Here is a 19,942-nt window from a genome sequence, read left to right as displayed (position 1 = left end):
CCATGATGCGAGTTTCGGAACTCGACATTCGCTTGCCCCAGAGCGGGACTCGCGGGGGTCAGCGGGTGGCCAGCTCCGGCTCGGAGATCTCGGTTGGAGCGGGGCGGGAGATCTCGGGGGCGGGGCCGCGGTCGCGGCTGGCGGTCCACAGCGAGGCGCCGGCGATGAGGATCAGGGTGGCGCCGAGGACGTGCACCAGGACCAGGATGTCCGGCACACCGGTCCAGTACTGCACGAGACCGACCACGCCCTGGGCCAGCGTCACAGCGACCAGCACCCAGTAACGCCGCCACAGCACCGGGATGGCGTCCTTGATCTTCATGCCGAAGCCCAGCGCGAACAGCGAGCCGACGAGCAGGAACACCAGATCGGCGTGGATCTGGGCGAGGGTGGCGATCGGGACTTCCAGCCGCGGCGTGTGGATGTCACCGGAGTGCGGGCCGGCGGAGGTCACGAGGGTGCCGGCGATGAGGATCACTCCGACCATCACGGCCTGCGCCAGCTGAAGACCCAGCAGCGGGCGGGGGAGCAGCGGCCGGGGCTTCTCATCGCCCTCGCCGACGGCCCGGAACAGCAGCACCGCCAACCAGATCAGCGGCATCGAGGCCAGGAAGTGCAGGGCGACCACCCACCACTGGAGTCCGGTGAGGACGGTCATGCCGCCGATCACCGCCTGCGCCACCACACCCAGCGGCATCATCAGCGACAGCACGATCACCCGCCGCCGGCGGGGCCGGGCGAAGATCGCCATCAGCACGCACAGCGCGGACACCACGCCGAGCCCGCCGCCCAGCAGCCGGTTGCCGAACTCGATCCACTGGTGCGCCTGCCCGCCGACCGGGTCGGCGACCGGCACCAGGCTGCCCGGCTGGCACTCCGGCCACGTGGTGCAGCCCAGACCCGAACCGGTGACACGGACGACCGCGCCGGTGACGGCGATGCCGGCCTGCGTCACGACAGCGGCCCCGGTGATGACGCGCTGCACGGCGCGACTGGGGGACGGGACGCGGGACAGCAGCGAGGGGGTTGACACGAGTCGATGGTAGGACCGGCCGCCGGGCCGCCCGGCACCGGGCCGTTTGTCCGGATCCAGGGGTGGGGTCATCGGACCGAGGGATTTCCCCCGTTGGCTGTCCGCAATCGTCTGCTTACGTTGGGAAAGCGCTCCCAACCCACTCGGGGCGTGCCCGACCCCCCACTCCCTGCGTGGAGGTCCCTGTGAAGTTCAAGTCCCTGCTCGCGGTCGCCGCGATGGCGGCCACGGCGCTGGCCATGACCGGCACCGCGAACGCCGCCCCCACCGGCATCACGACGGTGCACTCCTGCGCCACGACCCCGGCCCCCGGCTACGCGGCCTGTACGGCGCTGCGCCGCACCGACGCTGGCGCCAAGTCGTTCGGGCCCCTGGTGTCCGGCCTCACCCCGGCCAACCTCACCTCGGCCTACAAGCTGCCGGCCGGCGGCGCGGGCAAGACGGTCGCGATCGTCGACGCCCAGGACGACCCGAACGCCGAGTCCGACCTGGCCACCTACCGGTCGAACTTCGGGCTGCCGGCCTGCACCACGGCCAACGGCTGCTTCAAGAAGGTCAACCAGACCGGCGGCACCAGCTACCCGACCGGCGACACCGGCTGGAGCGAGGAGATCTCGCTGGACCTCGACATGGTGTCGGCGGTCTGCCCCAGCTGTCACATCCTGTTGGTGGAAGCCACTTCCGCCTCGTACGCCAACCTCGGCACGGCCGTGAACGAGGCGGTCAAGCTGGGCGCCACCGCGGTCTCCAACAGCTACGGCGGCGGCGAGTCCTCGGCCGAGACCAGCTATGACTCGTACTACAACCACCCGGGCGTGGCGATCACGGTCAGCTCCGGCGACTCCGGCTACGGCGTCGAGTACCCGGCGGCTTCCCGCTACGTCACGGCGGTCGGCGGCACCCACCTGACGACCAGCTCCACCAGCCGCGGCTGGACCGAGACCGCCTGGAGCGGCGCGGGTTCCGGCTGCTCGGCCTACGAGTCCAAGCCGACCTGGCAGACCGACACCGGCTGCTCGCGCCGCACGGTCGCGGACGTGTCCGCGGTCGCCGACCCGGCCACCGGTGTCGCCGTCTACGACACCTACGGCGAGTCGGGCTGGCTGGTCTTCGGTGGCACCAGCGTCGCGTCGCCGATCGTCGCCTCCGTGTACGCCCTGTCCGGCAACGTCAGCGGCGTGCCGGCCTCGCTGGCGTACTCGCACACCTCGTCGCTGTTCGACGTGACGAGCGGCTCCAACGGCAGCTGCGGCAGCAGCTACCTGTGCACCGCCAAGGCGGGTTACGACGGCCCCACGGGCCTGGGTACCCCGAACGGCACAGGGGCCTTCTGACGGACGACGCCGGGCGGCATCCAGCCGCCCGGCGTTTTGTCCGTTGCGAGGGCAGGTTCCATCATTTCGCGTATTGGCGCAGGGTGACCGGATCCTTACCGTCGGGGAGCTTCGTCCCGACTTCCCGTGGAGGAAACGGTGACCGGAAAACCCCTGAGAATCCTTGCCGTCGTCGCGCTGTGGGCCGGCGTGACGGCGCTCGGCGGCGTGACGGCGGCACAAGCCCAGACCCAGTCCACGATCACCACGGCCCGGTCCTGCGCCGCGGCCCCCGCTCCCGGCTACGCCGCGTGCACTGCCTTGGTGCGCACCGATTCCGGCGCGCGGCCGTTCGCCCCGGCGGCCCCGGCCGGCCTGAGCCCGGCGAATCTCCAGTCCGCGTACAAGCTGTCCACCGCCGGCGGGGCCGGCCTGACGGTGGCCATCGTGGACGCCTATGACGACCCGAACGCCGAGAAGGACCTGGCCACCTACCGGTCCACGTTCGGCTTACCGGCCTGCACGACGGCCAACGGCTGCTTCAAGAAGGTGAACCAGAACGGCGCGGCGAGCCCGCTGCCGGCCGGCAACACCGGCTGGGCCGAGGAGATCTCGCTGGACGTCGACATGGTGTCGGCGATCTGCCCGAAGTGCCACATCCTGTTGGTGGAGGCCAGTTCCGCGTCCATCGCCAACCTCGGCACCTCGGTCAACACCGCGGTCCGCCTCGGCGCGGTGGCCGTCTCCAACAGCTATGGCGCCGGCGAGTTCTCCGGTGAGACCTCCTCCGACACGTACTACAACCACCCCGGTGTGGCGATCACGGTCAGCTCCGGCGACGCCGGCTACGGCGTGGAGTACCCGGCCGCGTCGCGCTATGTCACGGCGGTCGGCGGCACCCACCTGGTGACCAGCTCCACCGCCCGCGGTTGGACGGAAACCGCTTGGAGCGGCGCGGGTTCCGGTTGCTCGGCGTATGAGGCCAAGCCGACCTGGCAGCACGACACCGGCTGCACCCGGCGCACTGTCGCCGACGTGTCCGCGGTCGCCGACCCGGCCACCGGCGTCGCCGTCTACGACACCTACGGCGTCGGCGGCTGGCTCGTGTTCGGCGGCACCAGCGTCTCCTCACCGATCGTCGCCTCCGTGTACGCCCTGGCCGGCCGCCCGGCGGCGGGCAGCATCCCGGCCTCGCTGGCGTACTCGCACACCTCGTCGCTGTTCGACGTGACCAGCGGCTCCAACGGCAGCTGTGGCGGCAGCTACCTGTGCACCGCCAAGGCCGGCTACGACGGCCCGACCGGGCTGGGCACCCCGAACGGCGTCGGCGCCTTCTGATGCCCCACCAATGCTGGGAAGGGGGCTTTCCTGGCGTTCAACGCCAGGAAAGCCCCCTTCCCAGCGTCAACGGCGGACCAGGGAGCCGATCTTGTCCAGGGCCGGGCGCAGCTCGTGCACCCGCAGCAGGGCCATCACGCCGAACGCCGCGAGCAGGCCGAGAATCCCGCCCACCAGCAGGGAAGTGAACGCGCCGAGCGCCCCGTGCAGGCCGCCCGGGAGGTAGCTGCGGACGCCGAGTTCGACCAGCAGCGCCACCGCCGCGCCCCACACCGCGGCCACCGCGACCTTGATGTACGTCTTCACCACGCGCCGGCTGCCCAGCCGCCCGAACCGCCTGCGCAGCAACAGTTCCCCGACCAGGGTGCCCAGGGTGAAGCTGATCGCGTCGGAGAAGGTCAGCCCGAACACGACCTGGTTGGGCGGCAGCAGCTGCGCGGCCAGCAGCACCACCGGCACCTTCAGCGCGATCATCGCCGCGTTGATCAGGGTCGGTGTTCGCGAGTCCTTCATCGCGTAGAACACGCGCATCTGCAACATGATCAGCGCGTACGGCAGCAGTCCGAACGAGGACGTGGTGATGGCCAGCCCGAGCCGGGTGGCGTCCGAGCCGCCCTTGCCGAACACGGTGATGGCCACGGCCAGGGCCGGCCCCAGCACGGTCATCAGTGCGCTGATCGGGGCCAGCATCACCGCCGACATCCGGCTGCCCAGCGACAGGTCGTCCAGCAGCGCTGGGATGTTCCGGTCAGCGGCGGCCTTGCTCATCCGCGGCATGATCGCGGTCAGCAGCGACACGCCGAGCACGCCGTAGGGCATCTGCACCAGCAGCCACGAGTACGTGTAGATGGTGATGCTGCCGGGATCGGCGTTGGTGCCGACGCGGGTGATGGTGATGTAGCCGATCTGGCTGACCACCACGTAGCCGACGACCCACAGGGCCAGGCTGCCGAACTCGCCCAGCCGCCGGTCCCAGCCCCAGCGCCAGCGCGGCCGGTAGCCGCTGCGCAGCAGCGGCGGGATCAGCGCCACGGCCTGGATCACGATGCCGAGGGTGGTGCCGGCGCCGAGCAGCAGCAGCTTGAAGTCGGTGATGTGCACCGGGTTGGTGGAGATGTCGCCCGGCAGCACGAAGTACACCGCGATGGTGGCCAGCAGCGTCAGGTTGTTCAGCACCGGCGCCCAGGCCGGCGGCGCGAACACGTTGCGGGTGTTGAGGATCGCGCCGACCATCGCGAACAGGCCGTAGAAGAGGATCTCCGGCAGCAGCAGGTAGGCGAACGCGGTCACCAGCTCCGGGTTGGCGTGGCCGCTGCTGCTGTCCACGAACAGCTTGGTCAGCAGCGGCGCGGCCGCGACCGCCAGCACGGTCATGCCGAACAGCATCGTGAAGCTGACGGTGAGCAGCCGGTGCGTGTACTCGTCGCCGCCGTCGGCGTCCTCTTTGCGGGCCCGCACCAGCAGCGGCACCACCACGCTGGTCAGCACGCCGCCCAGCAGCAGCTCGTAGATGATGTTGGGCACGGTGTTGGCCACCGTGTAGGAGTCGTTGATCGCGCCGGCGCTCAGGCCGATGACCGCGGCCAGCAGGAGTTTCGACAGGAAGCCGGTGATGCGGCTGACCAGGGTGGCCACGGCCATCGAGCCGCTGGCGCGCGCGAGCGACGGTTCTTCGTCGCGTTGTTGGTCCACGGTAGTCGTGCTCAAAGTAGGGGGAACGCCTTCTCGGTCAGGTCAGCCGGGTGGTCTTGGTGGCGACGCCGCCCGCGGCGGCCGCCCAGATGATCAATACCAGCACCGGCTGCCAGCCCGGTGCGCCACCCTGGGTCAGCACGGTGTGCAACGCCTCGGCCAGCGCGCCGGACGGCAGCAGCTGCACGATGACGCCGAGCCCACCGGGCAGCGAGCTCGCCGGCAGCGCGATGCCACCGGCCAACAACAGCACGAACCACACGATGTTGGCCACCGCCAACACGATCTCGGCCCGCAGCGCGCCGCCCAGCAGCACGCCCAGGGCGCCGAAGGCGAGCGTGCCCAGCAGCACCAGCACGATCGCCCACACGATGCCGCTCGCCGCCGGCGACCAGCCCAGCAGCGCCGCCACGACACCCAGCGCCACGATCTGGACGGCGACGATGGTGACGGCCGCCAGCACCCGGCCCGCACCCAGCAGCCAGCGCGGGATCGCCGTCGCGGCAAGGCGCTTGAGCACGCCGTAGCGGCGGTCGAAGCCCAAGGCGATGGCCTGCCCGGTGAACGCCGAGGACATCACCGCCAGCGCGAAGATCCGCGGCGTCACCTCGTTCACGCGCGGCTCGGGCAGCGGCACGATCTTCAGCAGGGTCAGGCCGACCAGCAGTGCCAGCGGGATCAGCAGGGTCAGCAGCACCTGCTCGCCGTTGCGCAGGGCCAGCGCCGTCTCGGTGCGGGCCTGGGCGACCAGCATCCGGCCGAGTCTTCCTCGGCCGGGCGCGGGAGTGAACGCGCCGGGGGAGAACGTGCTCATGAGCGGAGCTCCCGTCCGGTCAGCTCCAGGAACACGTCCTCGAGGCTGCGGCGGGCCACCCGCAGCTCTTCGGCCAGCACGCCCTGCTGGGCGCACCAGGACGTGACGGTGGAGACGACCTGGGGGTCGATGCAGCCCATCACCACGTAGGAGCCGGGGCCGATCTCGTCCACCTTGAGGTTCTCCGGCAGGGCGTCCACCAGCAGCCGGGTGTCCAGGCCGGGGCGGGCCCGGAAGCGCAGCTGCTGCTCGGCCGTGCCGCCGCTGGTCAGCTCGCGCGGGGTGCCGCTGGCCACCACCCGCCCGTGGTCGATGATCACGACCTGGTCGGCCAGCGTCTCCGCCTCGTCCATCAGGTGCGTGGTCAGCAGCACGCCGACGCCGTCGGTCCGGAGCGCCTGCACCAGGTCCCAGACCAGGCGGCGGGCCTGCGGGTCCAGGCCGGCGGTCGGCTCGTCCAGGAACACCAGCTCCGGCCGTCCGACCAGGGCGCAGGCCAGCGACAGCCGCTGCTGCTGCCCGCCCGACAGCCGCTTGTACGGCGTGCGGCGCGCCCCGGACAGACCCAGCACGTCCAGCAGCCACGCGGGATCCAGCGGATTGGCCGCGCAGGCCGCCACGAGTCGCAGCATCTCCTCGGTGCGCACGCCCGGGTACGCGCCGCCGCCCTGTGGCATCACGCCGATCCGGGCCCGCAGCTGCGCGCCCTCCCGCACCGGGTCCAGGCCCAGCACGCGGATCGTGCCGCCGTCAGGACGCAGGAAACCCTCGCAGAGCTCGACGGTGGTCGTCTTGCCGGCGCCGTTCGGGCCGAGCAGGGCCAGCACGCTGCCCCGGTCCATGGTCAGGTCCAGGCCGTTCACCGCGACGGCCGACCCGTAGCGCTTCACCAGGCCCGACACCTCGACTGCCGGGGCGGTCGGGGATGGGGTCACGTCCGCCGAGCCTAGGGGGTGACTCGGACGCAGGCTCGTGGGGCTCATCCGAGCTGCCCGGAACTGAGCGGTTCGGACGTGTCGGGGGTCACGGTCAGTTCACCTCGGGGTTCGCGTTCGGGGAGTTTGCCGCGCACCAGCAACAACAGCAGGCCGACCGTGATGAGCGCGGCCGCGGCGGCGGTCGGGATCAGGAACGCCCGGCCGTCGAAAGTGGACCCGGTGGGCGGCGTGACCAGCGCGATCAGGGCGCTGAACACCGTCACCACGAGCCGGAAGCGTTTGCTGGCCTTGCAGGTGGCCAGCGGGATGATCGCCCACAGCGGGTACCAGGGCTGCACCACCGGGCCGAGCACCACGAACCAGAACAGGAACAGGCCCAGCCCGGCCATGGCGCTCAGCCGGCCGCGGTAGGCCTGCCACAGCAGGGCCACGCCGGCGGCGGCGAAGCCGACCCAGCCGATCGCCCGGGCCACCGCGATGGTGTTGTCGACGTGGTTGCCCACCTGGAACAGCACACCCAGGCCTACGCCGCCGAGTGCGACCAGGGTCACCGGGGACAGCCAAGTGTAGATCTTGGTGCCGCCGGTCAGCGTGTTCAGCCAGCCCCAGCCCAGGCCGCTGGCCACCGTGATCAACGTCATCACGCCCACGCCGACCACCAGCATCACCACACCCGCCTTGAGCAGGTGCGACAGCCCGCCGCCCCAGCGCCGGGCGATCATCACGCCGACGAATCCCAGCGCCACCAGGGCCGGGGCCTTGACGCCGGCGCCCATGGTGATCAGCGTCGAGCCGGCCAGGATGCCGATCAGCTCCTCGCGTGACCACGGGGGTATCGGGTCGCCGGGATTGACCTTGGGCAGCCGCCGGATCGCGACGTGGAAGCCGGCCAGCATCAGGCCGATCGCCAGCGCCTCGTTGTGCACGCCGATGACCAGGTGGAACACCACCAGCGGGTTGGCCGCGCCCAGCCAGATGGCCGCCACGGGCGGCACCCGGAACCGGCGGGCCAGCCGGGGCAGGGCCCACACGATCAGGCCCAGGCCGACCAGCGCCAGCACCCGCTCCAGCAGGATGCCCACCACGATGTTGTCGCCGGCGATGCCGGTGATGGCCCGGCCGATGGTGAGGAACAGCGGGCCGTAGGGGGAGGGCGTCTCCCGCCACAGCGTCGGCACGTTGCGGGCCAGGATGTTGTCCGGGCCCAGGGCCTGCGCCGCGCCCACCGTGTACGGGTCCATGCCGTGCTGCACCACGGCGCTCTGGGCCAGGTAGCTGTAGACGTCCTGGCTGAACATGGGTGGCACCAGGATCAGCGGGATCGTCCACATCACCAGCGTGCGGTCCATCTGCGCGCGGGACAGCATCCGCGGCCGGCCCGGCCACACCAGCCGGCCCAGCCACAGCCAGGCCAGCACCATCATCAGCATCCCGGAGAACGCGCTGGCGATGGCCACCGTGGGGATGCGGGCGAAGACGCCGAGAATGGGGGTGTCCAGCAGCGGGTTGATCGTCGGCGACGCCCCCGCGCCCAGGCCGCCGCAGGCCAGCAGCAGCGAGCCGATCGTGCCGAACCGCCGGATCACCTGGAGCTGCCGGCGCTCGGTCCGGTCCAGCCGCAGCGGCGCGTCCGGCACCGGAACCAGCCCGGGCGGACCGGTCTCACCGACCGACCCGGTCACCAGCTCTCGAAGTTTGGCGGCCAACACCCAAGCAGAGTAGCGAGGCCCGCGTGAGCCCCACCTGAACACCCGCGCCCGCCCACCCCTCAGTCACATTTCGCCCACCCCTCCTCCCTCCCCTTCGCCACATGTGGACCGCATGTGGCGACTGAAGTCGAATGTGGTCCACATGTGGCGAAGGGGAGGGGGTGTGTCACCCGGTCGGGTGTGAAGCGAGTCACGTTGGGCGCACTGTCTGGGGCGGTGGCTTTGCTGTACCGATCGAAATAGGCAACACTTGTGTTGTGAAAAACGTCGGGAGCGATCAGACGCAGGGTGCGGCGCCGCCGCAGCCGGCCGACGGCCGCACCCGGCAGGCGGTGGCCAGGCTGCTGCTCGAACGGGGACCGGTCACCGCGGCCGACGTCGCCGACGAGCTGGGCCTGAGCCATGCCGCCGTGCGCAGGCACCTGGACGCCCTGCTGGCCGACGGAGAAGCGGCCACCAGGGACGCGCCGCTGCGTGGGCGCAGGGGGCGAGGCCGGCCGGCCAAGCTGTTCCTGCTGACCGAGTCGGGCCGGGCCCGCTTCGGTCACGCCTACGACGACCTGGCGGTCGCCGCGCTGCGCTTCCTCGCCGAGAGCGGCGGGGAGCAGGCGGTCCGGGCGTTCGCCGAGCGCAGGGTCGAAGCCATGATCGAACGGCACCGGGACGCCGTGACCGAGCCGAAGCAGCCGGCGGAGCGGGCCAAGGCCCTCGCCGCCGCGCTGACCCGCGAGGGCTACGCTTCGTCGTCACGGCACGTCGGCGCCGGGGAGCAGCTGTGTCAGCACCACTGCCCGGTGGCGCACGTCGCGGCCGAGTTCCCGCAGCTGTGCGAGGCCGAGACGACGGCGTTCGCCGCCATGCTCGGGGTACACGTGCAGCGACTGGCGACCATCGCCCGCGGTGACGCGGCGTGCACGACCCACGTGCCGCTGCTCCCGACCCAAGGTAAGACCCCGAACACGACACCACCCACCCCGGACGGAGGGGAGCTCGCATGACTGCCGCTGCCGAGCAGCGCACGCCCACCACGCCGCAGGCCGAGCCGTTGACCCAGGAAGAGACCCTGGCCACGCTCGGGACCTACGAGTACGGCTGGGCCGACTCCGACGCTGCGGGCGCGAGCGCTCGCCGAGGTCTGAACGAGGACGTCGTCCGGGACATCTCGGCCAAGAAGAGCGAGCCCGAGTGGATGCTCGAGCACCGCCTGAAGGGCCTCAAGCTGTTCGAGCGCAAGCCCATGCCGAACTGGGGTTCCGACCTCTCCGGCATCGACTTCGACTCGATCAAGTACTTCGTGCGCTCCACCGAGAAGCAGGCCGCCACCTGGGAGGACCTGCCCGAGGACATCAAGAACACCTACGACAAGCTGGGCATCCCGGAGGCGGAGAAGCAGCGCCTGGTCGCCGGTGTGGCCGCCCAGTACGAGTCCGAGGTGGTCTACCACAAGATCAACGAGGAGCTGGAGCGCCAGGGCGTCATCTTCCTGGACACCGACACCGGCCTCAAGGAGCACCCGGAGCTGTTCCAGGAGTACTTCGGCTCGGTGATCCCCAGCGGTGACAACAAGTTCTCCGCGCTGAACTCCGCGGTCTGGTCCGGCGGCTCGTTCATCTACGTGCCCAAGGGCGTGCACGTGGAGATCCCGCTGCAGGCCTACTTCCGGATCAACACCGAGAACATGGGCCAGTTCGAGCGGACCCTGATCATCGTCGACGAGGGCGCGTACGTGCACTACGTCGAGGGCTGCACGGCGCCGATCTACTCCTCCGACTCGCTGCACTCGGCGGTCGTGGAGATCATCGTCAAGAAGGGCGGCCGCTGCCGCTACACGACCATCCAGAACTGGTCGAACAACGTCTACAACCTGGTCACCAAGCGCGCCAAGGCCGAAGAGGGCGCGACCATGGAGTGGATCGACGGCAACATCGGCTCCAAGGTCACCATGAAGTACCCCTCGGTGTTCCTGATGGGCGAGCACGCCAAGGGCGAGGTGCTCTCGATCGCCTTCGCCGGCGAGGGCCAGCACCAGGACGCCGGCGCGAAGATGGTGCACCTGGCCCCGCACACCTCCTCGACCATCGTGTCGAAGTCGGTGGCCCGCGGCGGCGGCCGCACCTCCTACCGCGGCCTGGTCCGGGTCAACAAGGGCGCGCACCACTCCGCCTCCACGGTGAAGTGCGACGCGCTGCTGGTCGACCAGATCAGCCGGTCGGACACCTACCCGTACGTGGACGTCCGCGAGGACGACGTGTCCATGGGCCACGAGGCCACCGTCTCCAAGGTGAGCGCGGACCAGCTGTTCTACCTGATGTCCCGCGGCCTGACCGAGGACGAGGCGATGGCCATGGTGGTGCGCGGCTTCGTGGAGCCGATCGCCCGCGAGCTGCCCATGGAGTACGCGCTCGAACTGAACCGCCTGATCGAACTGCAGATGGAAGGGGCCGTCGGCTGACATGGCCAGCCCAACGACACAGCACGGGTTGACCGAGCACTCGCACGGCGGCCCGGTCGTCCCGCAGAGCTCGCGCGGCGACCGCTTCACCTCCTACGACGTGGACGCCTTCGAGGTCCCGGGCGGCCGCGAGGAGGACTGGCGGTTCACGCCGCTCAAGCGGCTGGGCGGCCTGCACAACGGCACCGCCGTGGCCAGCGGCACGGCCGTGGTCGACGTGAAGGAGTCGCCGGAGGTGCGCGTCGAGCGCGTCGCCCGCGACGACCAGCGCATCGGCCAGGGTGGCGTGCCGGCCGACCGCGTCTCCGCACAGGCCTGGTCGGCGTTCACGCAGGCCACCGTGGTCACCTTCGCCAAGGAGACCAAGGCGTCCCGGCCGACCGTGGTCACGGTGACCGGCCCCGGCGAGGGCGGCGTGGCCTACGGGCACGTGCAGCTGCGCGCCGAGGCGTTCGCCGAGGCCGTCGTGGTGGTCGACTACCGCGGCTCCGGCACGTACGCGGACAACCTGGAGATCGTCGCCCTCGACGGCTCGAAGCTCACGGTCGTCGTGGTGCACGACTGGAACGACGACGCCGTGCACGTCGGCGCGCACCTGGCCAAGCTGGGCCGGGACGCGCAGCTCAAGCACACCGTGGTCACCATCGGCGGCAGCCTGGTGCGGGTCAGCCCGACCGTCACCTACGGCGACAAGGGCGGCGACGCCGACCTGGCCGGCCTGTACTTCGCCGACGCCGACCAGCACCTGGAGCACCGCACCTTCGTCGACCACGCGGTGTCCAACTGCCGCAGCAACGTGGTCTACAAGGGCGCGCTGCAGGGCGATGGCGCGCACACGGTGTGGATCGGCGACGTGCTGATCCGGGCCGCGGCCGAGGCCACCAACACCTATGAGCTGAACCGGAACCTGGTGCTCACCGACGGCGCCCGCGCCGACTCGGTGCCCAACCTGGAGATCGAGACCGGCGAGATCGAGGGCGCCGGCCACGCCAGCGCCACCGGCCGGTTCGACGACGAGCAGCTGTTCTACCTGCAGGCCCGCGGCATCCCTGTGGACCAGGCGCGGCGGCTGGTCGTGCGCGGCTTCTTCCACGAGGTGCTGCAGAAGATCGACGTGCCCGAGGTGCGGGAGCGCCTGGAGGCGGCGATCGAGGCCGAGCTGCAGGCCGTGGGGGCATGACGATGCGACGGGCGTGTTCGCTGGCCCAGCTGGAGGACGGCAAGCCGTTCCCGGTCGAGCTGGCGGACACGCCGATCGTCCTGGTGCGCCAAGGGGATCAGGTGCACGCGCTGCGCGACGAGTGCACGCACGCCGAGATCGCCCTGGCCGAGGGCGAGCTGACCCGCAAGGGCCTGGAGTGCTGGCTGCACGGGTCGTGCTTCGACCTGCGCACCGGCGCCCCGTCCTCGCCGCCCGCCACCGAGCCGGTGGCCGTGTACGCGGTGACCGTGTCCGGCGACGACGTGCTCGTCGACCCGGATCACCGAACAAACTGACTTGCTGTCTCGAACCGCCACACAGGAGAACGAAGAACCCATGGCCACCCTGGAGATCAAGGACCTGCACGTCTCGGTCGTCACCGACGACGCCCCCAAGGAGATCCTCAAGGGCGTGGACCTGACGATCAAGGCCGGCGAGACGCACGCCATCATGGGCCCCAACGGCTCCGGCAAGTCCACCCTGTCCTACGCGATCGCCGGCCACCCCAAGTACGAGGTCACCTCGGGGCAGGTCCTGCTCGACGGTGAGGACGTGCTGGGCATGGCCGTCGACGAGCGGGCCCGCGCCGGCATCTTCCTGGCCATGCAGTACCCGGTCGAGGTGCCCGGCGTGTCCATGTCGAACTTCCTGCGCACCGCCGCCACCGCCGTGCGCGGCGAGGCCCCGCAGGTGCGGCACTGGGTCAAGGAAGTCAAGAACGCCATGTCGGAGCTGGAGATCGACCCGTCGTTCGCCGAGCGCAGCGTGAACGAGGGCTTCTCCGGCGGTGAGAAGAAGCGCCACGAGATCCTGCAGCTGGCGCTGCTCAACCCGAAGATCGCCATCCTCGACGAGACCGACTCCGGCCTCGACGTGGACGCGCTGCGGGTGGTGTCCGAGGGCGTGAACCGCTTCCGGGCCAACGGTGAGTCCGGCGTCATGCTGATCACCCACTACACCCGCATCCTCAAGCACATCACCCCCGACTTCGTGCACGTGTTCGCCGGCGGCCGGATCGTCGAGTCCGGCGGCGCCGAGCTGGCCGCGCGCCTGGAGGACGAGGGTTACGTGAAGTACACCGGAAAGCAGGAAGCAGCGCAGGTCGGCTGACGTTGCACCTGTTGACCCGTAGTCGTTAGAACGCGAGGAGGCGCCGGCAGTGACCACCACCGCTGCACCCTTGGACGTCGCCGCACTGAAAGCCGACTTCCCGATCCTGGCTCGCACGGTGCGCGAGGGCAAACGGCTGGTCTACCTGGACTCCGGCGCCACGTCGCACCGTCCCCGGCAGGTGCTCGACGCCGAGCGGGCGTACATCGAGACGTCCAACGCCGCCGTGCACCGGGGCGCGCACCAGCTGTCCGAGGAGGCCACCGACCTCTACGAGGCGGCCCGGGAGAAGATCGCCGACTTCATCGGCGTCGGCATGGACGAGGTGGTGTTCACCAAGAACGCCACCGAGGCCATCAACCTGGTCGCCTACGCCTTCGGCAACGCCACGTACTCCGACGACCCGGCGGCCAAGCGCTTCGCGCTCGGGCCGGGCGACGAGATCGTGGTGACCGAGATGGAGCACCACGCCAACCTGCTGCCGTGGCAGCAGCTGGCCCAGCGCACCGGCGCGACGCTGAAGTGGTTCTCCGTCACCGAGGAGGGCCGGCTCGATCTGTCCAATATGGACGAACTGATCACGTCGCGCACCAAGGTGGTCGCCTTCACGCACCAGTCCAACGTGCTCGGCACCGTGAACCCGGTGTCGGCGCTGGTGGCCAAGGCCCAGTCGGTCGGCGCGCTGACCGTGCTGGACGCCTGCCAGTCCGTGCCGCATTCCACTGTGGACTTCCGGGCGCTCGGCGTGGACTTCGCCGCGTTCTCCGGCCACAAGATGCTCGGCCCGTCCGGCATCGGCGTGCTCTACGGCCGGTACGAGCTGCTCGAGATCATGCCGCCGTTCATCACCGGCGGCTCGATGATCGAGCAGGTGTTCATGGAGAAGTCCACCTTCGCGCCGCCGCCCGCGCGGTTCGAGGCCGGCGTGCCCATGACCTCCCAGGCCATCGGGCTCGGCGCGGCCGTGGACTACCTGCGGCTGCTGGGCATGGACGCCGTCGCCGCCCACGAGCACGAACTCACCGGCGCCGCCCTGGCCGGGCTCCAGGCGATCCCCGGCGTCCGCATCGTCGGCCCCACCGACAACGTCGACCGCGGCTGCGCCGTCTCGTTCGTCGTCGACGGCGTGCACGCCCACGACGCCGGCCAGGTCCTCGACAGCCTCGGCATCGAGGTCCGCGTCGGGCACCACTGCGCGTGGCCGCTGCACCGCAAGCTCGACGCCGCCGCCACCGTGCGGGCCACGTTCTACGTCTACAACGACCTCGCCGACGTGCAGGCCCTGCTTGACGGTGTGCGCGAGACCCAGCGCTTCTTCGGGGTGAACGCCTGATGCAGCTCCAGCAGATGTACCAGGAGATCATCCTGGACCACTACAAGAATCCGCACCACCGCGGCCTTCGGGACCCCTTCGAGGCCGAGGTGCACCACGTCAACCCCACCTGCGGGGACGAGGTCACCGTGCGGGTGCACCTGGAGGGCGAGGGCCCCGAGGCCAAGGTCGTCGACGTCTCCTACGACGGCCAGGGCTGCTCCATCAGCCAGGCCTCCACCTCGGTCCTGACCGACCTGGTCATCGGCCGCACCGTCGGCGACGCCTTCGGCACCCTGGACTCCTTCGTCGAGCTCATGCAGGGCCGCGGCAAGATCGAGCCCGACGAGGACGTCCTGGAGGACGCCGTCGCCTTCGCCGGCGTCGCCAAGTACCCCGCCCGCGTGAAGTGCGCACTGCTCGGCTGGATGGCGTTCAAGGACGCGGTCGCCCGCGTCGTCGATGGAGGACAACAGGCATGAGCACCGAAGACGTGACCCGGACCGCTGAGGCGCTGCCCGAGGTGCCGGTGAAGGCCGACGCGCCGTCACTGGAGGACATCGAGGAGGCCATGCGCGACGTGGTCGACCCCGAGCTCGGCATCAACGTGGTCGACCTGGGCCTGGTGTACGACATCCACCTGGACGACGACAACGTGGCCACCCTGGACATGACGCTGACCTCGGCGGCGTGCCCGCTGACCGACGTGATCGAGGACCAGACCCGGTCGGCCCTGACCGGCGGTCCCGGCGGCGGCGTGGTGAGCGACTTCCGCATCAACTGGGTGTGGATGCCGCCGTGGGGCCCGGAGAAGATCACCGACGACGGCCGGGACCAGCTGCGAGCCCTCGGCTTCACGGTCTGACGCCAACGGCCCCTCCCCTCGGGAGGGGCCGTTTTTGTTGGGGGAAGCATGGAAGTGCCGTTCATCGACGAGCATCGCGAGCTGGTGCCCGCGCCGGCCGAGGAGGTCTGGCCGGCCCTGGTCGCGACCGTCACCCACGGCCTCGCCGCCCCCGCCCCGCTGGCCGCCGTGCTCGGCACCTCGCCCCGGCACGCCACCGTCGGTGTCTTGGCCACCGGCTCGACCATCGTGGGCTTCGCCGCCGCCGAGGTCGTGCCGCCGCGCCTGATCCGCCTCGCCGGCCGGCACCGCTTCTCCCGCTACGAACTCGTCTTCACCCTCGAACCGGCATCCGGCGGAACGGTGCTCGCCGCCAGATCCTCGGCCGAGTTCCCCGGGCCGCACGGCTTCCTCTATCGCACCCTGGTCATCACCAGCGGCGCTCACCGTCTCCTGGTCACCCGCCTGTTGCGGACGATCGCTCGTCGCGCTTCCACGCCCTGATCAGGAATCGGTGGGTGCGGACGGCGAACGGGCCGTCGGCCTCGATGCGGGAGTGCAGCCGGCGCAGGGCCTGGTCGTAGCGGGGGACCGAGAAATCGGGAACCTGCCAGGGAACCATCCGCAGCTGGTAGACCACCGCGCCGATGTCGTGGAAGGTGAGCAGGGGCCATTCCTCCTTGGCGTCGAGGATCTCCAACCCGGCAGCAGCCAGTGCTTCCGTTGCCACGTCGAGGTTCCAGTGGCGATCGGTGACAGGAGCACCGAGGGCGTGGTTGAGGTCCACGCAGTCGTCGCTGCCGACCTGCTGAGTCAGGACCGTGCCGCCAAAGGCCAGCACCCGGGCGATGCCGGCGGCGTCGAATCGGCCGTGGCGGTTGAGCACAAGGGAGAACTCCCGGTCAGGAAAGGGAAGTTCCTCGGTGCCGACGACGGTGACGCCCAACGGCGCCAGTCGCCGGGATGCCACGGAGACGTTCGGCGGCCAGCTCTCGGCGGCCCAGGTCCGGCCAGCCGGCGGCGAAAGGGTGGCGAGGAGTTCGCCGCCGCCGGTGTCGATGTCCAGCACCCGGTCGGCGTCGCGCAGCAGGCCCAGGGCCAAGTCCGGGTAACGCCACGACGGCTCCGCGGTGACGGCCCGCCCGGCCAGCCAGCCGAAGTCCCAGCCGTGCAACGGAACCGCCGCGGCGGCGGACACCAGTGAGTCGTAGTCCCCCATGACGCCAACGTACCGGGGGAGTCGAGCGAGTTAGTGGTGGAACAGTCTCAGGTCGGTGCGGACGAGGGTGATGCCGTGCTTGCGGCAGGCCTCGGCGACCTCCTCGGAGCGGATGGAGCCACCGGGCTCGGCGATGTAGCGCACACCGTGCTTGGCGGCGTGGTCGACGTTGTCGCGGAACGGAAGGTAGCCGTCCGACACGAAGGACACGCCGGACAGGCGTTCCATCCACTCGGCCCGCTCGATGGCGGTGAGGTCCTCCTCGATGTACCGGATCTGCTCGTTGATCAGGTCCTGTCTGCGGGTGCCGGGCTTGACGTCGAGCAGCACCCGGACGGCCGGATGCCGGCGCAGCCACCAGATGTCGACCTTGCTGCCGGCCAGCCGGGTGCAGTCCACCCGGGACTGCTGCCCGGCCCCGATGCCCAGCGTGACACCGTCCTTGACGTAGCAGACGGAGTTCGACTGGGTGTAGCGCAGCACGGCCATGCCCAGCAGCAGGTCGTCCACGGCGGTGGAAGGCAGGCACTCGCCGAGCAGGGATCGGGTCAGCGGCACGGGATCGCGGTCCTGGGTCAGCCGCATGCCGAAGACCTCGCGAGTTTCCCGTTGCGGGGGAACGAAATCCGGGTCGGCCTCGACGACGAGGAAGCGGCCGCCCTTCTTGGCGCTGAGCGTGGCCACGGTGCCGGGCTCGAAGCCGGGGGCCACGATGCCGTCGCACACTACGGCGCTGAGCAGCTCGGCCAGCTCGGCGTCGACCGGCGCGGACACGGCGGCGAAGTCGCCGTAGGAGCACTTGGGGTCGGCGTCCCGGGCCCGCAGGTAGGCGCTGGCCACCGGGCCGACGTCGTCCATCCCGTACAGGTCGGCGGTGACCTGGTCGATCGGCCCGGACAGGGCCGCCCCGGCCGGGGAGACGTGCTTGAACGAGGCGGCGACGGTCCGCCCCAACGCCCGGGAGGCCTCCCGCACCAGCTGCCACGCGTTGAGGGCGTCCAGCAGGTTGACGTACGAGGGCTGCCCGTTGACCATCCGGACGGCCGATCCCTCGAACTCGGCGGCCTGTTGCGGGTTGATGCCGTAGCGGAGCTCCATCGCTGCCTCCTCAGCCTGTTTGCTGACGGAGACGCCCAGGCGGTCGACGCTCGCATCCGGTCCCGGTCGCTCCCCGGTGGTGTCCCACCCTCGCCAGTCACGACCTCACGCGATGATACCTTATCGAACATGGGTTCGAGTGAACTGCCGCGCGAGTGGCCGGCGACCGACGCGGCCGACGAGCTGACGCTGCTGACCGAGTTCCTGACCTTTCTGCGGATCACGGCCGTGAACAAGCTGGCCGGGCTGGACCGCGAGCTCGCGGCGGCCGCGCCGTTCCCGGCTTCGCCGGTGTTCAGCATGCTGGGCGTGATCCGCCACCTCACCTCGGTCGAGCGCTACTGGCTGGCCATCGTCGGCGGCGGCCTGGACGTGCCCAACCGCTGGGAGAGCCCGGACCGGGACATCGACTTCCGACTGTCCGAACAGGACACTCCGGCGTCGGTTGTCGCCGAATACCGGCAACAGTGGGAACTCTCCCAGCGGGCGCTCCAGGGCAAGGCGGCCGGCGACCCGTCGGCGGCGGACGCCGACAAGACGGTCCGCTGGCTGCTGACGCACGTGGTGCAGGAAACCGCGCGCCACGTCGGGCACCTGGACGTGCTCCGGGAGTTCGCTGACGGCACGACCGGCGAGTGAGGCTCACACCAGCTCATCGGCCCCGGCGGTCTGCGCGGTCAGCAGGTCGACCACGTCGGTGAGCTTGCCGTTGCGGGCGAACGCCCGGCGCTGCCGGTCCGCCCCGCATCCCTTGGCCACCAACGACTCCAGCAGATCCAGCACGAGGTCGAGGTCGCCGGCGTCTTCCAGCGCGGGTCGGATCCGCCCGATCAGCTGCCGCACCAGCACCGGCGTGGGCAGGGGGTGCCCGGTGACCGGGTTGACGCAGCTGCCGCCGAGCCCGTCCCGGGCCGCGCGCCAGCTGGCCGCCTTGAGCAGGTGCTGCGGCATGGCCAGCGGCGGCCGGGTGTCCTGTAAGGCGGTGGCGACCATGGCCCGGGTCAGGGCGGCGATCAGGACCGCCTCGTCGGCCGTCGCGGCCACGTCGCACACCCGCAGCTCGATCGTCGGATGTTGTTGCGACAAGCGGATGTCCCAGTACGCCATGGCCCGATCCATCGCCGCGCCGACCTGCAGCAGCGAGCGCACGGCCCGCTCGTACTGCTCGGGCGACTCGAACACCGGCGGCGGGCCGGCCGTGGGCCAGCTGGCCCACACCAGGTAGCGCCAGCTCGCGTAGCCGGTGTCCCGGCCCTCCCAGAACGGCGAGTTGGCGCTCAGCGCCAGCAGCACCGGCAGCCACGGCCGCAGGTGGTTGCTGGCCCGGATGCCCTCCTCCGGGCCGGGAATGCCGACGTGCACGTGACATCCGCAGATCGACAGGCCGTCGGTGACCGCGCCGAACTCGTCAGCCATCTGCCGGTAGCGGTCGTTGTCGGTCAGCGGCGGCGGCGCCGCGCGGCCGAGCACCGGGGTGCCGACGGCGGCCAGCCGCAGCCCGTGCCGGCGCGCCGTGCCGGCCAGTTCCTCCCGGCTGGCAACAAGATTCTCCCGGACCTCGGCCATCGTGGTGCAGACCGGGGTGGCCGTCTCGACCTGGAACTGAGTGATCTCCGGTTGCAGTCCCGGCAGTCTGCCGGCGGCCGCCGCCAGCACGACCGGCGCCCGCGGCGCCACCCGCCGGGTGCGGTAGTCGACCAGCAGGAACTCCTCCTCGACGCCGACCGTCAGCGGCGTCCTGGCACCTCCCGGCCTGGGTATGGGCACGACCAGTCGGCCCGTTTTCCCGTGGTGCTGACGCCCGATCTCACCAATGGTGTGCACCGAAACTCCCGCCGCCGACTGGCATGGTCGCGCTCCGTCACCCTG

The 19,942-nt window shown here is 70.7% G+C and carries 20 protein-coding genes and 1 riboswitch; of the genes, 12 read left to right on the top strand and 8 right to left on the bottom strand.

The window, feature by feature from the left end; translation table 11 throughout:
* Positions 1 to 58 precede the first annotated feature (58 nt).
* On the bottom strand, positions 59 to 1,033 hold the full coding sequence (locus tag JJ691_RS19890; protein ID WP_211770239.1) for a COX15/CtaA family protein: 975 nt from the start codon (positions 1,031 to 1,033) through the stop codon (positions 59 to 61).
* Between the two features lie 185 nt (positions 1,034 to 1,218).
* Here JJ691_RS19890 and JJ691_RS19885 point away from each other — a divergent pair, with 185 nt between their 5' ends.
* A complete protein-coding gene (locus tag JJ691_RS19885) occupies positions 1,219 to 2,367 on the top strand; it encodes a S53 family peptidase (protein WP_249228052.1) in 1,149 nt (382 codons plus the stop codon).
* 138 nt (positions 2,368 to 2,505) lie between these two features.
* The gene (locus JJ691_RS19880) at positions 2,506 to 3,684 is read left to right on the top strand and encodes a S53 family peptidase (protein ID WP_249228051.1); all 1,179 of its coding nucleotides are present in this window, start codon (positions 2,506 to 2,508) and stop codon (positions 3,682 to 3,684) included.
* 66 nt (positions 3,685 to 3,750) lie between these two features.
* Here JJ691_RS19880 and murJ read toward each other — a convergent pair whose 3' ends face one another.
* Genes murJ through mptB form a run of 4 tightly spaced genes read right to left on the bottom strand, consistent with a single transcriptional unit; the run spans position 3,751 to position 8,837 of the window.
* Entirely contained in the window at positions 3,751 to 5,376 is a 1,626-nt protein-coding gene (murJ, locus tag JJ691_RS19875; RefSeq protein WP_211770238.1) for a murein biosynthesis integral membrane protein MurJ, read from the bottom strand.
* Between the two features lie 37 nt (positions 5,377 to 5,413).
* Positions 5,414 to 6,190: an ABC transporter permease gene (locus JJ691_RS19870; protein ID WP_211770237.1), complete on the bottom strand. Its 777-nt coding sequence runs from the start codon at positions 6,188 to 6,190 to the stop codon at positions 5,414 to 5,416.
* Positions 6,187 to 7,125, bottom strand: coding sequence for an ABC transporter ATP-binding protein (locus JJ691_RS19865; protein WP_249228050.1), 939 nt, complete (start codon positions 7,123 to 7,125; stop codon positions 6,187 to 6,189). The genes JJ691_RS19870 and JJ691_RS19865 overlap by 4 nt, the downstream gene beginning before the upstream one ends.
* Positions 7,126 to 7,169: 44 nt before the next feature.
* Positions 7,170 to 8,837, bottom strand: a complete 1,668-nt coding sequence (gene mptB, locus JJ691_RS19860; protein ID WP_249228049.1) for a polyprenol phosphomannose-dependent alpha 1,6 mannosyltransferase MptB — start codon at positions 8,835 to 8,837, stop codon at positions 7,170 to 7,172.
* A gap of 257 nt (positions 8,838 to 9,094) precedes the next feature.
* On the opposite strand from mptB, the gene JJ691_RS19855 reads away from it, so the two are divergent.
* Genes JJ691_RS19855 through JJ691_RS53065 form a run of 9 tightly spaced genes read left to right on the top strand, consistent with a single transcriptional unit; the run spans position 9,095 to position 16,260 of the window.
* On the top strand, positions 9,095 to 9,835 hold the full coding sequence (locus JJ691_RS19855) for a helix-turn-helix transcriptional regulator (RefSeq protein WP_249228048.1): 741 nt from the start codon (positions 9,095 to 9,097) through the stop codon (positions 9,833 to 9,835).
* Positions 9,832 to 11,289, top strand: coding sequence for a Fe-S cluster assembly protein SufB (sufB, locus tag JJ691_RS19850; RefSeq protein WP_211770234.1), 1,458 nt, complete (start codon positions 9,832 to 9,834; stop codon positions 11,287 to 11,289). The genes JJ691_RS19855 and sufB overlap by 4 nt, the downstream gene beginning before the upstream one ends.
* Before the next feature lies 1 nt (position 11,290).
* A complete protein-coding gene (gene sufD / locus JJ691_RS19845) occupies positions 11,291 to 12,469 on the top strand; it encodes a Fe-S cluster assembly protein SufD (RefSeq protein ID WP_211770233.1) in 1,179 nt (392 codons plus the stop codon).
* Positions 12,466 to 12,786, top strand: a complete 321-nt coding sequence (locus JJ691_RS19840; RefSeq protein WP_249228047.1) for a non-heme iron oxygenase ferredoxin subunit — start codon at positions 12,466 to 12,468, stop codon at positions 12,784 to 12,786. The genes sufD and JJ691_RS19840 overlap by 4 nt, the downstream gene beginning before the upstream one ends.
* Positions 12,787 to 12,826: 40 nt before the next feature.
* Entirely contained in the window at positions 12,827 to 13,600 is a 774-nt protein-coding gene (gene sufC / locus JJ691_RS19835; RefSeq protein ID WP_211770232.1) for a Fe-S cluster assembly ATPase SufC, read from the top strand.
* Between the two features lie 49 nt (positions 13,601 to 13,649).
* The gene (locus JJ691_RS19830) at positions 13,650 to 14,933 is read left to right on the top strand and encodes a cysteine desulfurase (protein ID WP_211770231.1); all 1,284 of its coding nucleotides are present in this window, start codon (positions 13,650 to 13,652) and stop codon (positions 14,931 to 14,933) included.
* Positions 14,933 to 15,394: a Fe-S cluster assembly sulfur transfer protein SufU gene (gene sufU, locus JJ691_RS19825; protein WP_211770230.1), complete on the top strand. Its 462-nt coding sequence runs from the start codon at positions 14,933 to 14,935 to the stop codon at positions 15,392 to 15,394. Before JJ691_RS19830 ends, sufU begins: the two co-directional genes overlap by 1 nt.
* Positions 15,391 to 15,777, top strand: a complete 387-nt coding sequence (locus tag JJ691_RS19820) for a metal-sulfur cluster assembly factor (RefSeq protein ID WP_211770229.1) — start codon at positions 15,391 to 15,393, stop codon at positions 15,775 to 15,777. Before sufU ends, JJ691_RS19820 begins: the two co-directional genes overlap by 4 nt.
* A 48-nt stretch (positions 15,778 to 15,825) precedes the next feature.
* The gene (locus tag JJ691_RS53065) at positions 15,826 to 16,260 is read left to right on the top strand and encodes a hypothetical protein (RefSeq protein ID WP_211770228.1); all 435 of its coding nucleotides are present in this window, start codon (positions 15,826 to 15,828) and stop codon (positions 16,258 to 16,260) included.
* On the opposite strand, the gene JJ691_RS19810 is transcribed toward JJ691_RS53065, so the two are convergent.
* Both JJ691_RS19810 and JJ691_RS19805 read right to left on the bottom strand, forming a co-directional pair.
* Positions 16,214 to 16,975, bottom strand: coding sequence for a class I SAM-dependent methyltransferase (locus JJ691_RS19810; protein ID WP_211770227.1), 762 nt, complete (start codon positions 16,973 to 16,975; stop codon positions 16,214 to 16,216). The two genes, JJ691_RS53065 and JJ691_RS19810, sit on opposite strands and share 47 nt — an antisense overlap.
* A gap of 30 nt (positions 16,976 to 17,005) precedes the next feature.
* Positions 17,006 to 18,112, bottom strand: a complete 1,107-nt coding sequence (locus JJ691_RS19805; RefSeq protein ID WP_256449437.1) for a 5-aminoimidazole-4-carboxamide ribonucleotide transformylase — start codon at positions 18,110 to 18,112, stop codon at positions 17,006 to 17,008.
* Positions 18,100 to 18,184, bottom strand: a riboswitch (ZMP/ZTP riboswitch). Its footprint overlaps the gene before it by 13 nt.
* Before the next feature lie 18 nt (positions 18,185 to 18,202).
* Between JJ691_RS19805 and JJ691_RS19800 the strand changes: the two genes are divergently transcribed.
* Positions 18,203 to 18,712, top strand: a complete 510-nt coding sequence (locus tag JJ691_RS19800; protein WP_211770225.1) for a mycothiol transferase — start codon at positions 18,203 to 18,205, stop codon at positions 18,710 to 18,712.
* 3 nt (positions 18,713 to 18,715) lie between these two features.
* Here JJ691_RS19800 and JJ691_RS19795 read toward each other — a convergent pair whose 3' ends face one another.
* Positions 18,716 to 19,897: a carboxylate-amine ligase gene (locus JJ691_RS19795; RefSeq protein WP_249228045.1), complete on the bottom strand. Its 1,182-nt coding sequence runs from the start codon at positions 19,895 to 19,897 to the stop codon at positions 18,716 to 18,718.
* Positions 19,898 to 19,942 lie beyond the last annotated feature (45 nt).

Source organism: Kutzneria sp. CA-103260 (genome assembly GCF_018263855.1).
GTDB lineage: Bacteria > Actinomycetota > Actinomycetes > Mycobacteriales > Pseudonocardiaceae > Kutzneria.
This window is presented reverse-complemented; position numbering and strand designations above follow the sequence as displayed.